The 13,352-nt window shown below is 72.7% G+C and carries 10 protein-coding genes; 7 read left to right on the top strand and 3 right to left on the bottom strand.

What is annotated here, in order from left to right:
- Window positions 1-326: 326 nt before the first annotated feature.
- Together D7193_RS18420 and D7193_RS18415 are read right to left on the bottom strand one after the other, a co-directional pair.
- On the bottom strand, window positions 327-1,718 hold the full coding sequence (locus D7193_RS18420; RefSeq protein WP_120780758.1) for a TldD/PmbA family protein: 1,392 nt from the start codon (window positions 1,716-1,718) through the stop codon (window positions 327-329).
- Window positions 1,715-3,151 (bottom strand): TldD/PmbA family protein, encoded by a 1,437-nt coding sequence (locus D7193_RS18415; protein ID WP_120780757.1) that lies wholly within the window; start codon window positions 3,149-3,151, stop codon window positions 1,715-1,717. The genes D7193_RS18420 and D7193_RS18415 overlap by 4 nt, the downstream gene beginning before the upstream one ends.
- A 387-nt stretch (window positions 3,152-3,538) precedes the next feature.
- Between D7193_RS18415 and D7193_RS18410 the strand changes: the two genes are divergently transcribed.
- The 5 genes from D7193_RS18410 to D7193_RS18390 all read left to right on the top strand — a co-directional run bounded on the left by D7193_RS18410 (window position 3,539) and on the right by D7193_RS18390 (window position 9,594).
- On the top strand, window positions 3,539-4,561 hold the full coding sequence (locus D7193_RS18410; RefSeq protein ID WP_377456136.1) for an ABC transporter ATP-binding protein: 1,023 nt from the start codon (window positions 3,539-3,541) through the stop codon (window positions 4,559-4,561).
- Between the two features lie 55 nt (window positions 4,562-4,616).
- Window positions 4,617-5,693 (top strand): ABC transporter ATP-binding protein, encoded by a 1,077-nt coding sequence (locus D7193_RS18405; protein WP_241563180.1) that lies wholly within the window; start codon window positions 4,617-4,619, stop codon window positions 5,691-5,693.
- The gene (locus D7193_RS18400) at window positions 5,690-6,697 is read left to right on the top strand and encodes an ABC transporter permease (protein WP_120780754.1); all 1,008 of its coding nucleotides are present in this window, start codon (window positions 5,690-5,692) and stop codon (window positions 6,695-6,697) included. The genes D7193_RS18405 and D7193_RS18400 overlap by 4 nt, the downstream gene beginning before the upstream one ends.
- Before the next feature lie 11 nt (window positions 6,698-6,708).
- Entirely contained in the window at window positions 6,709-7,695 is a 987-nt protein-coding gene (locus D7193_RS18395; protein WP_120780753.1) for an ABC transporter permease, read from the top strand.
- Between the two features lie 156 nt (window positions 7,696-7,851).
- Window positions 7,852-9,594 (top strand): ABC transporter substrate-binding protein, encoded by a 1,743-nt coding sequence (locus D7193_RS18390; RefSeq protein WP_120780752.1) that lies wholly within the window; start codon window positions 7,852-7,854, stop codon window positions 9,592-9,594.
- Window positions 9,595-9,701: 107 nt separating this feature from the next.
- Here D7193_RS18390 and D7193_RS18385 read toward each other — a convergent pair whose 3' ends face one another.
- On the bottom strand, window positions 9,702-11,849 hold the full coding sequence (locus D7193_RS18385) for a S9 family peptidase (RefSeq protein WP_120780751.1): 2,148 nt from the start codon (window positions 11,847-11,849) through the stop codon (window positions 9,702-9,704).
- An 85-nt stretch (window positions 11,850-11,934) separates the two neighbouring features.
- Between D7193_RS18385 and mshB the strand changes: the two genes are divergently transcribed.
- On the top strand, window positions 11,935-12,858 hold the full coding sequence (gene mshB / locus D7193_RS18380) for an N-acetyl-1-D-myo-inositol-2-amino-2-deoxy-alpha-D-glucopyranoside deacetylase (RefSeq protein ID WP_174242664.1): 924 nt from the start codon (window positions 11,935-11,937) through the stop codon (window positions 12,856-12,858).
- A 17-nt stretch (window positions 12,859-12,875) separates the two neighbouring features.
- Window positions 12,876-13,313 carry a hypothetical protein gene (locus tag D7193_RS18375; RefSeq protein ID WP_120781359.1) on the top strand — a complete coding sequence of 146 codons (438 nt, stop codon included), beginning with the start codon at window positions 12,876-12,878 and terminating at the stop codon, window positions 13,311-13,313.
- Window positions 13,314-13,352 lie beyond the last annotated feature (39 nt).

The following is a 13,352-nucleotide window of genomic DNA, read 5'->3' as shown; positions in this document are numbered from 1 at the left end:
ACCGGCGAACCCGCACCCGCTTGCCACGTCATGCGCACACCAACGACCGCGCCGGGCGCACCGGCGCAGCTAAGTGACACACGTTACGCCGATCTTCGCGGGCCGTCCGCGCAAGGCAGCGTCCCGTGTGTCCGGCCGGCCTGGGAGCGCCGGCACGATGATCGATGGACCGATCGTAGGAAGGTCACCGTGGCGACGTGACGGCGGGGTGGCATCCGGGTCGATGTGATGCGCGCCGGCCCGTCGCGCGGGGGCGGACCGGCCTGCACGGGACCGGTCCCGGCGGGCCGCGCCCCGCGTCGGCTGGCCGCCCCAGGGCGGGCGGATCAGCCGGACGCGCCACCGGTGAAGTGCCAGGAGGCCAGCCGCACCGGCGGCGCCTCCCACCAGACACCGTCCACCCGGTCCGGTTGCCGCACCGGGACCCGGCCGACGCCGAGCACGCCGCCTGGTGCGAGCGCCCGGGGGTACGACTCGGTGAACCGGAGGTCGCGGACCGCGCCGACGACCACGCCGTCCTCGACCAGCCACACCCCGTTGCGGGTCAGGCCGGTGATGACAAGGCTCTTCGGGTCGAGCACCCGCGTGTACCACAGGTCGCTCACCAGCAGCCCGCGCCCGACCTGCGCGACCAGCTCCGCCGTGTCCGGGTCGGCCACCGCGCCCGGCGTCCAGGCGCCCGGGACGGCCCCCGCGGGTGACGCGTCGCCGCCGGCGGCGAGCCGTAGGTTGCGCGCCATCGGGCCGACGGTCGCGCCGCCGGCGATCGCGTGCCCGGTGGACTCGGCGCCCGCCTCCACCGCCGTCCGCCGGTCGTGCGTCACCGCACGGGTGGTGCCGGCCTCGACCAGGGTCACGGCCTTCCGTGTCGTGCCCTCCACGTCGAACGGCAGGCCGGACGCGCCGAGCGGGTCGTCGACCAGCGTGACCGCCGGGTCGAACTGCGCGGCGCCCGGCTCGGCGAAGGACTGCCGCTCGACGTACCGCTTGCCGTTGAAGCCGAACCAGGACAGGTTCTGCAGCAGGTCGGTCACGGCGGCCGGCTCGAACACCACCTCGTACCGGCCGGGCGGCAACTCGACCGGGTCGGCCGCCGCGCGGGCCTTGACCGCCGCCCGGGCGCCCAGTACCGCGCCGTCGAGGTCGGCCAGCCGGTCGGCGCAGAGCCGGGCCACGCCGTCCGCGCCGCCGCTGCGGGCGATGCCGTCCATGGCCGCCTCGACCGCGCGCCAGTGTGCCGTGTGGCCGGCGCTGTTCGCGAACGCCGACGACCGGTGGGCGGTGCGGCAGTAGCCCGCCGTCTCCAGGCCGCCGGCCGCCGACACGAAGGCGCGGACGCGCTCGGCCCGCTCGTCCGGGTCCGCGTACGCGGCGGCCTCGTCGACCGGCCCGCCGGCCGGTGCCGGGGTGGGCGGGGTGAGGCCGGGCCACGCCGGATCGGGTGGGCAGAGCCGCGCGGCGGTCAGGGTGCGCTCGACGAGCGCGCGCAACCCGTCCGGCGTCACCACGCTGCCGCTGCCCGCGGCCGTCCGCCCGTCGACGTGCACCCGCAGCCGGACGCCGACCGTCGACTCGGCGACGTTCTGGTGGATGAACGAGTTGGCGAACCGGGTCAGGGCCAGGTCCGCTCGGGTCACCACCACCTCGGCCTGCGCGCCCGGGCCGCCGGCGCGGCGGACCAGCTCGACGACCTGGCCGGCAAGCTCCAGTTCGGTCATGCCCGCACCCCCACCCGGACGTTGCGGAACCGCGCCGGGGCCGCGGGATGGCCCGTGTGCCCGGTCTGGCCCGGCTGGCCCTTGCCGCAGTTCGGTGTGCCCCAGGCGACGGTCTCCGAGGAGAGCATGTCCATGGAGCGCCAGAAGAGCGGGCCGATGCCGGTGTAGGTCGGGTTGCGCAGCATCCGGCCGCGCCGGCCCTTCTTCACCTCCCAGCCGATCTCGCAGCCGAACTGGAAGTTGAGCCGCTTGTCGTCGATCGACCAGGACCGGTTCAGGTCCATGAGCACCCCGTCGTCGGTGGCCGCGATGATCTCCTCCAGCGTGTGCGGGCCGGGCTCCAGGCCGACGTTGGTCATCCGCACCATCGGCAGCCGGGCCCAGCCGTCGGCCCGTACGCTCCCGCCGTAGTCCAGCCCGGCGACGGCCGCCGAGTCGCGGCCGGCGAGCACGCCCACCCACCGTCCCTCGCGGACGGCGTCGCGCTTCACGGCCGGGGAGCCCTCGTCGTCGAAGCCGAAGCTGCCCAGGGCGCCCGGGATGGCCGGGTCGATGGTGACGTTCATCAGCTCCGAGCCGTACCGCAGCGTGCCGAGCTGGGCCAGGTCGAGCCAGGACGTGCCCGCGAAGGCCGCCTCCCAGCCGAGGATGCGGTCCAGCTCGATGGCGTGCCCCACCGACTCGTGGATCTGGAGGGCGAGCTGCTCGCCGCCGAGGATCAGGTCGGTCTCCCCGGCCGGGCAGAGCGGCGCGGTGAGCAGGGCCCGGGACTCCTCGGCGACCTGGGCCGCGTGCGCGCTCAGGTCGAGCGAGGTGACCAGCTCCCAGCCGGTCGTGCCGTACTGACCGCGGTAGCTCGGGTAGGAGCGGCGCTGCGTCTCGCCGTCACCGATGGAGGTGGCGGAGATGCCACCGCCGCACTCCCGGATTCGCTGGTCGACACGGTGCCCCTCGCTGGACACGAACCACTTCGCGGTGTCCCAGATCTGGTAGAGCCCCTCGGCGATGTCGGCGCCGTGCGCCGCCATGGTCGCTGTCGCGTCGACGAGCAGGTCGCCCTTGTCGGAGAGCGGGACGCCGAGCGGGTCCACCTCGCACGCCGAGGCCCAGCTCGCGGTGGCCGCCTCGACCGGCACGAGGTCGACGGACGGGCCGGGGACCCGCGCGCTCGCCGCGGCGATCCGCGCGGCGCGCCGGCCGGCGTCGCGGGCCGCTGCGTCGGTGAGGTCGGGTACGGCGTGGAAGCCCCAGCTCGACCCGACCAGCGCCCGGACGCCCAGGCCGACACTCTCGTCCTGCGTCAGCTCCTCGATCTCGCCATTGCGCGCCGACATCGACTCGTAGCGCCGGTGCATCACCCGGGCGTCGGCGTACCGGGCTCCCGCGTCCAGGGCGGCCTGCACGGCGGCGGTCGCGGCATCGAATTCGCTCACACAGCCGACCCTAGGCGAGCGGCCCGACATCCGTCAGGCGTGATCGACACCAGCTCGGCGATGTGGTGGGATCCGATGCGCCGCAACACCACCCACATCGGTGGAACGGAGTGGATCAACCCGTCGTCCACCGGGGACGCGGTGGCGGGCAGCCGATCGCGATGAATGAATGTGCTGGTGAGGGCTGTTCACAGCCGTTGCCGACTCGTTACGCTGACGCCCGCTGACAGCCTCCGGCCGTGTAGCTTATTTTCACCCTCAGGTCTTTCCTGTAAGTTCTCTTCGTCACTGAGGGAGGCGGTCGTGGACAGGCCGGAGTCGGCGCCGTCCGGGCAACCGGGCGACCGCCCCAGCGTTCCGGAGCAGCGGGCCAACGGCGACCCCTACCTGCGGGTGCGCGACCTGCGGGTGCGGTTCGACACCACCGACGGCGTCGTCCGCGCGGTCGACGGCGTGTCCTTCGCGGTGGAACGGGGCCGGACGCTCGGCATCGTGGGCGAGTCCGGCTCGGGCAAGAGCGTCACCTCGCTGGCCGTCCTCGGCCTGCACGACGCCCGGCGCGCCACCATCACCGGCGAGATCTTCCTGGGCGGTCGCCAGCTGGTCGGCCTGCCCGAGGAGGAGGTACGCCAGCTGCGCGGGCGCGACATGGCGATGATCTTCCAGGACCCGCTCTCCGCGCTGCACCCCTACTACACGGTGGGGAAGCAGATCGCCGAGGCGTACCGGGTGCACCACCCGCGGGCGGGCAAGCGGGAGGCCCGGCAGCGGGCCGTCGACATGCTGGGCCGGGTCGGCATCCCGCAGCCGGCGCGCCGCTTCGACCAGCACCCGCACGAGTTCTCCGGCGGCATGCGCCAGCGCGCGATGATCGCGATGGCGCTGGTCAACGACCCGGACCTGCTCATCGCCGACGAGCCGACCACCGCGCTGGACGTCACGGTGCAGGCGCAGATCCTGGACCTGTTGGCCGACCTCCAGGCCGAGTTCCACTCGGCGATCATCATGATCACGCACGATCTGGGCGTGGTCAGCCAGGTGGCCGACGACGTGCTGGTGATGTACGGGGGTCGGGCCGTCGAGCACGGCAGCGTCGAGCAGGTGCTGCGCCGGCCGCAGCACCCGTACACCTGGGGGTTGCTCTCCAGCGTGCCCTCGCTGCACGGCGACGCGGACGCGGACCTTGTGCCGATCCGTGGCAACCCGCCGAGCCTCATCAACCTGCCGTCCGGCTGCGCCTTCCACCCGCGCTGCCGGTACGCCGACCGCAACGGTGACCGGTCCCGCACCGAGGTGCCCGCGCTGAGCCCCACCGGCGAGGCCGGCCACCTCGTCGCCTGCCACCTGGCGGCGGAGGAACGGGTCCGGCTCTACCGGGAGGAGATCGCACACGTGGGGGTCGCCCGGTGAGCGCGAGGAACGCAGCGAAGCGGAGTACCGCAGTCGCGAACGGAGGCGGGCTCCGGTGAGCGCGAGTCAGGTGGACGAGGCCCGGGAGGCCGGGTCGACGGCGGAGGCCGAGCCGCTGCTGCGGGTACGCGGGCTCAGCAAGCACTTCCCGGTGCGCAGCGGGCTGCGCGGTCGCCACCTGGTGCGGGCCGTGGACGGACTGGACTTCGACGTGCGGCCGGGCCAGACGCTCGGGCTGGTGGGGGAGTCGGGCTGCGGCAAGACGACGACCGGCCGGATGCTCGTGCGGCTGCTGGAGCCGACCTCGGGCAGCATCGAGTTCGACGGACGGGACATCACCCACGCCGGCCGGCGCGAGCTGCGCCCGCTGCGGCAGGACCTCCAGATCATCTTCCAGGACCCGTACGCCTCGCTGAACCCGCGGCACACGGTGGGCCGGATCATCGCGATGCCGTTGCAGGTCAACGGCATCAAGCCACCCGGCGGGGTGAAGGCGCGGGTGCGGGAGCTGCTGGAGACCGTCGGGCTCAACCCGGAGCACTACAACCGGTATCCGCACGAGTTCTCCGGCGGTCAGCGGCAGCGCATCGGGATCGCCCGCGCGCTCGCGCTGCGGCCGAAGCTCGTCGTCGCCGACGAGCCGGTGTCCGCCCTGGACGTCTCGATCCAGGCCCAGGTCATCAACCTGCTGCGCGACCTGCAACGCGACCTCGGGCTGGCGTTCGTATTCATCGCACACGACCTGGCCGTGGTGCGGCACTTCTGCCAGCGGGTCGCGGTGATGTACCTCGGCAAGGTCGTCGAGATCGGTGACCGGGCGGATATCTACGAGCGGCCGCAGCACCCGTACACCCGGGCGTTGCTGTCGGCGATCCCGGACGTCACCAAGCTCGGCCCCGCGGGCCGCATCCGGCTGGCCGGCGACGTGCCGACGCCGCTGGACCCGCCCTCGGGCTGCCGCTTCCGCACCCGCTGCTGGAAGGCGCGGGACATCTGCGCGACGGAGGAGCCCGCGCTGGTGCCGCGGGACGGCGGCCGCCAGGCCACCGCCTGCCACTTCCCGGAATCCGGCCCGGTGGGGGCGGAGACCGGCGGGCCGGTGGACGTGACGGTCGAGGAGGTGTCGAAGTGAGCCTCTCCCCGGTGGAGGGTGTCGCGCTGGCGGAGATCGAGTCCGGCGGCGACGCCGGGGCGCCGGAGCGCCGGGACGTCCTCGGTCGCTCGCCCGGCCAGCTCGCCTGGCGCCGGCTGCGCGCCGACCGTACGGCGATGGTCAGCGGCGTGATGCTGATCGTCTTCCTGGTGCTGGCGCTGGCCGCCCCGCTGATCGAGATGGCCTACGGGATCGGGCCGCGCGAGCAGTTCCAGAACCTGCTCGACGGCTTCGGCATGCCGCTCGGCTACGCCGGCGGTGTCACCGGCGAGCACTGGTTCGGGCTCGAACCGGGCCTCGGGCGGGACATCTTCATCCGGCTGATCTACGGCCTGCGTACCTCGCTCTTCATCGCGTTCGCCGCGGCGGTGATCACCGCGACCATCGGGGTGGTGCTCGGCACGCTCGCCGGCTACCTCGGTGGCTGGCTGGACGCCGTCATCAACTGGATCACCGACCTCACGCTCGCCATGCCGTTCCTGGTCATCGCGCTGGCGTTGACCCCGACGCTGGTGCTGCGGTTCTACGGCGAGCGGGAGCAGGTCTCGTCGGCGTTCGGCGTGGGCGTGCTGATCGGGGTCTTCGCGATCTTCGGCTGGACGAGCACGGCCCGGCTGGTCCGCGGCCAGGTGATCGCACTGCGCGAGCGGGAGTTCGTCGAGGCCGCCCGGGCGAGCGGCGCCGGGCTCGGGCACATGCTCTTCCGGCAGCTGCTGCCGAACATCTGGGCGCCGATCCTGGTGTCGTTCTCCCTCGCGGTGCCGCAGTTCATCACGAGCGAGGCAGCGCTCTCGTTCATCGGCGTCGGGTTGAGCGACGAGACGCCGAGCTTCGGTCGCATGATCTACCGCAGCCTGGACTACCTCCAGACCGACCCGGCGTACGTGTTCTTCCCCGGCATCACGATCTTCGCGCTCGTGTTCGCCTTCAACCTCTTCGGTGACGCGCTGCGTGACGCGCTCGACCCGAAGTCGTCCCGGTAGGGGTCCCTGCGATGGCGCGGTTCCTGATCAAGCGGCTGTTCTCCGCCACGCTGACCCTCTTCGCGGTGAGCGTGCTGACCTTCCTCATGTTCTTCGCGCTGCCCCGCGACCCGGTCACCGGCATGTGCCCGAAGAACTGCAACCCGGAGCGGCTGGAGCGGGTCCGCGACGAGCTGGGCCTCAACGACCCGCTCGTCGCCCAGTACGCCGGCTACATGAAGGGCATCGTGACCGGTCGGGACCTGGGCAGCGCCCAGGGCGGCCACTGCGACGCGCCCTGCCTCGGCTGGTCGTACGTCACGAACGAGGCGGTCTCGGACACCATCGCCCGGGTGCTGCCGGTGACGCTCAGCATCGTCATTCCGGCGGCCGTCCTCTGGCTGCTGCTCGGCGTGGGCCTGGGCATGATCTCGGCGTTGCGACGGGGCACGTGGCTGGACCGGCTGGCCATCGGCTTCTCGCTGACCGGCGCGTCGTTGCAGCTCTACTTCGTCGGCGCGGTGCTGCTGATCGTCTTCGTCTACAACCTGCGCCTGCTGCCGGTGCCGAGCTACACGTCCATATTCGACAATCCGGTGAAGTGGGCGAGCGGCCTGGTGCTCGCCTGGGTGTCGCTGGCCTTCCTCTTCTCGGCCATCTACGCCCGGCTGTCCCGGGCGCAGATGCTGGAGACGCTGTCCGAGGACTTCGTCCGCACCGCGCGGGCGAAGGGCCTGGCCAAACCCAAGGTGTACGGGCGGCACGCGCTCCGGGCGGCGATCACCCCGGTCGTCACGATCGCCGGTCTCGACGTGGGCGGCGCGCTCGGTGGCACGGTGATCACCGAGACCACGTTCGGCATCCAGGGGCTGGGCCGGACCGCCGTGGACGCGGTGCGGTCGGGCGACCTGCCCACCATAATGGCCACCGTGCTGATCGCCGCGGTCTTCGTGGTGCTCGCGAACGTGCTGGTCGACCTGCTGTACGCGGCCATCGACCCCCGGGTCCGGCTGCGTTGACCGGGGCCCGCCCGGGGCGAGGTGGCCGGCGGTCGACCGGCGGCGGAATTTATCGACAACTGTTACACAACTTGTAGCTTTTCTTCTTTACGATCCTCGGGACGTCGGCGGTACCACCTCCGGCGACCGCGGACAGATGGGTGGAGGAGGTAGGAGATGCGACCACGCGTGGTGGCCGCCGCTGGCGGCGCGATCGCACTGGTTGTGGCACTGGGTGCCTGCTCGAAGAACACGGGCGAGGGCACCACGGTCGACAACAACCGTACGCAGACCGGGGTCATCGCGACCGACCCGAAGGACTCGCAGGGCCCGGCGGCCGAGGTGCCCGGGGCGCAGAAGGGCGGCACCTTCACCATCATCCGGGAGACGCCGATCTCCCACCTGGACCCGCAGCGGACGTACTCGTTCGCCGGTCTCATGGCGAACCCGCTCTTCGCCCGCTACCTCACCACCTGGAAGGACGACGGCAAGGGCGGTCTCGTCCTCGTCGGGGACCTGGCCGAGACGCCGGGCACCAACGTCAACAACGACTGCAAGGTCTGGGAATTCAAGATCAAGGACGGGGTGAAGTTCGAGGACGGCCGCCCGATCACCGCCAAGGAGATCGCGTACGGCATCGCCCGCTCCTTCGACCCCGACCTGACCAGCGGCCCGACCTACATCCAGGAGTGGCTCGCCGACACCCCGCAGTTCGACACCAAGTGGGACTTCAAGAAGAACAAGGGCTCGCTGCCGCCCGGCCTCACCACGCCGGACGACAAGACCCTGCGCTTCGAGTTCGCCAAGCCCCGCTGTGACCTGCCGTTCGCGGTCTCGCTGCCGACCACCGCGCCGCTGCCGCCGGACAAGGACACCGGCGTCAACCTCGACAACCGGCCGTTCTCGTCCGGGCCGTACAAGATCGCGTCGAACCAGGTCGGCGTCAAGCTCACGCTGGACCGGAACACGAACTGGGACCCGAACACCGACCCGGTGCGCCACCAGTACCCGGACCAGTTCGTCTGGAGCTTCGGGCCGACCGCGGACGCCGCCAACAACCGGGTGATCGCCGACAACGGCGCCGACCAGAGCGCGCTCGCGTTCAACTTCGTGCCGGCCTCGCTGGTCGCGAAGGTGGCCGGTGACGCGTCGCTGAAGTCGCGCACCATCCTCTCGCCGACCCCGAGCGCCAACCAGCTCGTCATCAACAACCAGCGGGTCACCGACCTGAAGATCCGGCAGGCGCTCAACTACGCGATCGACCGCGAGGGCCTCGTCAAGGCGCTCGGCGGGCAGACCGTGGCCGCGCCGCTCACCACGCTGATGCCGCCGTCGACCATCGGCTACAAGGCGTACGAGGCGTACCCGGCGGGCCCCAACGGCAACGTCGACAAGGTGAAGGAGCTGCTCGGCGGCCAGACCCCCGAGCTGGTCCTCGGCGTCGCCGACAACACCACCGAGCAGCAGATCGGCACCCAGCTCAAGGCGAACCTGGAGCGGGCCGGCTTCAAGATCACGCTGCGGAACATCCCGGACGACGCGAAGCTCGACGAGATCAAGAAGAAGGACAACCCCTGGGACCTGTACATCGGTAACTGGGCGGCGGACTGGCCGAGCGGCGCCTCGATCCTGCCGGTGCTCTACGACGGCCGCACCATCAAGGCCGAGGGCAACAGCAACCAGTCCTACTTCAACGACCCGACGATCAACGCCGAGTTCGACCGGATCCTCGCCATGCCCCCGGCCGAGCAGGGCCCGGAGTGGGGCAAGCTCGACGAGCGGATCATGAAGGAGTTCGCGCCCGTGGTGCCGCTCTTCGTCGACGTGGCCTACGTGGTGCACGGGTCGAAGGCCGGCGGGGCGTTCATCTCCAGCGTCTTCGGCTACCCGGCGTTCGTGAACGCGTACGTCAAGCCGTAACGCACCGCCTGGACTGGCCCCCGGTCGACAACGTCGTCGACCGGGGGCCGCGGTGTTTCCGGCGCGGGGCCGTGGTGTTCCCGGTGCAGGGCGTGGTGTTCCCGGCGCTATCCCACGTGCGCGCGGAGGAAGTCCAGTTCCAGCCTCAACAGGCGCTCCGCCGTGCCGCCGGCGGCCATGTGCGTCGCGCCGGTCAGCGGCAGCACCGAGTGCGGCCGGCCGGTGGACAGCAGCGCCGCCGACAGGCGCAGCGTGTGCGCGGCCACCACGTTGTCGTCCGCCATCCCGTGCACGAGCAGCAGCGGGCGGGCCTGGTCCGGTCCCGTCACCGGCTCGGCGGCCAGCTCGATGAGCGAATGGTGGGCGTAGACGTCCGCGCCGTCGTCCGGCAGGCCGAGGTAGCGCTCGGTGTAGGCGGTGTCGTAGAGGGCCCAGTCGGTGACCGGCGCGCCCGCGATGCCGCAGCGGAACAGCTCCGGGTGGCGCAGCACCGCGAGGCCGGCCAGCCAGCCGCCGAACGACCAGCCGCGCACGGCCACCCGGCCCAGATCCAGGTCCGGGTGCTTGTCGGCGAGCGCCGTCAACGCGTCCACCTGGTCCAGCAGCGTCACGTCGGCCACCCGCCGGTGGATCGCCTTCTCGAACGACGGCGCCACACCGGGCGTGCCCCGGTTGTCCACGACCACCACCGCGAAACCGGCGTCGGCCCACCACTGCCGCTCCAGCCACGCCGCCCGTGCCGCCACCACCTCCTGGTGGCCGGGGCCGCCGTAGATGTCCAGCAGCACCGGCAACCGGCGGCCCGTCACGTAGCTGTTCGGGTACAGCACCGCGCTCGGCAGCCGCCGGTCGGTCACCCGCTCCAGCAGCGGCAGCGGCGAGTACGGCGGGGTGGCGGCGTGGGACACCAGCTCCGCCACCTCCTGGTCGCCCCGCCACACCGTCCAGCGCGTGCCCGCGTGGTCGAGCGTCGCGACCCCCACCACGAGCACGTCGCCGCCCACGGCCGCCGTGTGCCAGCCCGAGTCGGTGGTCAGCCGGCGGGCGTCGACCCCGCCGCCGATCGTCGTACGCACCCGGAACAGGTGCCGCTCGCTCGGCTCGCCGTCACTCGCCTCGACCAGCAGGTCCGCCGGCCCGGCGGTGGCGGCCGGCAGCCGGCCGACCACCCGGCGCACGTACAGCGACGGCGGGGTGAGCAGCGTCCCGTCGGCGAACAGGCAGCGGGCGTCGTACCCGTCGTGCGCCAGCTCGCCGCCGACCAGCACCCGGCCGTCGGGCAGGTGCGCCGGCGTGCCGTCGATCGGCTCGACCCAGCGCGGGTCGGCCAGCTCGGCGTGCACCTGGGTCTCGCCGGTACGCGGATCCACTGCGAGCACCAGGCCGTGCTGTTGGGACCGGCGCAGCACGGTGATCAGCGGGCCCCCGTCGGCCCAGCTCACCGCCGTCAGGTACGGGTACGTCTCGCGGTCCCAGTGCACGTCCACCCAGCCGCCGTCGAGGTCGAGCAGGTGCAGGCTGACCTCCGCGTTCGGCCCGCCGGCCTGCGGGTACGCGACCGTGGTCGGCGGGCTGGCCGGGGCGGCCGGGTCGTGCAGGTGCCAGCGGCCCAGCCGCGACTCGTCGACCCGGGCCGCGAGCACACAGCGGCCGTCCGGCGCCCACCAGTAGCCGCGGAACCGCCCGAACTCCTCGGCCGCGATGTGCTCGGCCAGCCCCCACGTCACCCCGGCGTCCTCCCCGGCGAGCAGGCTGTCCGTGCCGTCGGCGTCGATCACCCGCAGCTCGCCCCGGCGTACCCCCTCGGCCGTGTCGGTCACGTACGCCAGCCGCTCGCCGGTCGGGTCCGGGCGCGGGTCGATGACCGGCGCCACGGCGGTCACCTCGACCACGTCACCGTGCACCAGGTCGGCGCGGAACAACCGGCCCGCCAGCGCGAAGACCGCCACCCGGCCGGCCGCGTCCAGGGCGTACGAGCCGATCCCGGCGGCGCTCAGGCGCTGGCGTTCGCGCAGCGCGCGCTCGCCCGGCGAGAGAGCGTCCGGGTCGTAGCCGGCGCCCAGCAGCGCCGCCGGGTCGGCGACGAGCCTCTCCTCGCCGCTCGCCACGTCCAGGAGCCACAGCGCGTCGGCCGGGTCCTCCGGACCGGCCGAGCGCAGGAAGATCACTCGGGAGCCGTCGTCGGCCACGGAGACGGCGCGCGGCGCGCCGTGGCTGAACCGGCGGGTACGGGCGGCCACCTCCGGATAGTCCACGGCCAGATCGTAAGGCGGTTGCGGAGGTGATGTGGCCGACCTGCCTGGACGCGTCCGGGCCGGTCGGGCGGAACCGCCGGTTAGAGTGACGGGCGTGACGACGCTGCCCGACCGCCGCCTGCTGCTGGTCCACGCGCACCCCGACGACGAGACCATCGGCACCGGCTCGACCATGGCCCACTACGCCGCCGCCGGCGCCCACGTCACGCTGGTGACCTGCACGCTGGGCGAGGAGGGCGAGATCCACGTACCGGAGCTGGCCCAGCTCGCCGCCGCCGAGGCGGACCAGCTCGGCGGCTACCGGATCGGCGAGCTGGCCGCGGCCTGTGCCGCGCTCGGCGTCACCGACCACCGCTTCCTCGGCGGCGCCGGCCGCTACCGCGACTCCGGGATGATGGGCCTCGCCACGAACGAACACCCCCGGGCCTTCTGGCAGGCCGACCTGGACGAGGCCGCCGGGCACCTCGTGGAGATCATGCGCGAGATCCGTCCGCAGGTGTTGATCACGTACGACGAGAACGGCTTCTACGGGCACCCCGACCACATCCAGGCGCACCGGGTCGCGATGCGCGCCGTCGAGCTGGCCGCCGCCGAGGGGTTCGCGCCGGCCAAGGTCTACTGGACGGCCATGCCGCTCAGCGTGCTCGAGGCGGGCATGACCGAGTTCACCGAGTCGGCCGACAACCCGTTCGTCGGCATCGAGGACGTCGCCGAGTTGCCCTTCGGCACCCCGGACGAGCAGATCGCCGCCCGGATCGACGCCACCGACCAGCACGCCGCGAAGCAGGCGGCGATGCGCGCCCACGCCACCCAGATCCCCCACAACTCCTGGCTCTACGCGATCGCCGGCAACTTCGGCGCGGAGTTCATCGGGGTCGAGTACTACACGCTCGCGGTGGGGGAGAAGGGGCCGGGCAGCGGCCCGTACGCCTGGGAGGACGACCTCTTCGCGGGGCTTCCCGACGTCGGCCCGGACCGGGCCCCGGTCACGGCGGCCGGCCTGCGGTGACCCTGCCCGCCGCCCCGATGTCGGTCGCCCCGGACGAGACCACCCCGCCGCCCGCGGGCCCCCCGCCGCGCCTGCTCGACGTCGGCGTGCGCGTGGCCGGCGGGCTCGTGGCGGTCGTGGCCGGCGTGGTGACCGGCCTGCTGGAACTCATCCTCGCCACGGTCCGGGTGGCCGGGCAGCTCATCGGGGTGTCGGTGCTGCTCGCGATCGGCGCGAACATCGTGCTGAGCTGGTTCGCCCACGAGTCGGTCGGCCGCCGCTGGTCGGTGGCGCTGCCCGCCGTACCGTGGTTCGTGCTGATGGCCGTCGCGGCCGTGCGGACCTCCGAGGGTGACCTGCTGCTCGCCGGCGACAACTGGGTCGGCCTCGTCATGATCGTGGCGGGCGCGATGACGTTCGCGGTCATGGGCTTCCGGCAGATCCTCGCGGTGCCGCCGTCACGTCTGGGGGACTGACGGCACACAGGTTCCGGTGGTAGATATTCCTGCCAGGAC

Origin of the sequence: Micromonospora costi (assembly GCF_003626655.1) — a bacterium.
Lineage (GTDB): Bacteria > Actinomycetota > Actinomycetes > Mycobacteriales > Micromonosporaceae > Micromonospora > Micromonospora costi.
The sequence above is the reverse complement of the archived record's forward strand: the minus strand, read 5'-3'. Positions and strand labels throughout refer to the sequence as shown.

Bases quoted from the DNA above. Each gene is read 5' to 3' on its own strand.
- D7193_RS18420 (WP_120780758.1), bottom strand. From the start codon at position 1,718: ATGACCGAACTGGAGCTTGCCGGCCAGGTCGTCGAGCTGGTCCGCCGC.
- D7193_RS18395 (WP_120780753.1), top strand. From the start codon at position 6,709: ATGGCGCGGTTCCTGATCAAGCGGCTGTTCTCCGCCACGCTGACCCTC.
- D7193_RS18390 (WP_120780752.1), top strand. From the start codon at position 7,852: ATGCGACCACGCGTGGTGGCCGCCGCTGGCGGCGCGATCGCACTGGTT.
- D7193_RS18375 (WP_120781359.1), top strand. From the start codon at position 12,876: ATGTCGGTCGCCCCGGACGAGACCACCCCGCCGCCCGCGGGCCCCCCG.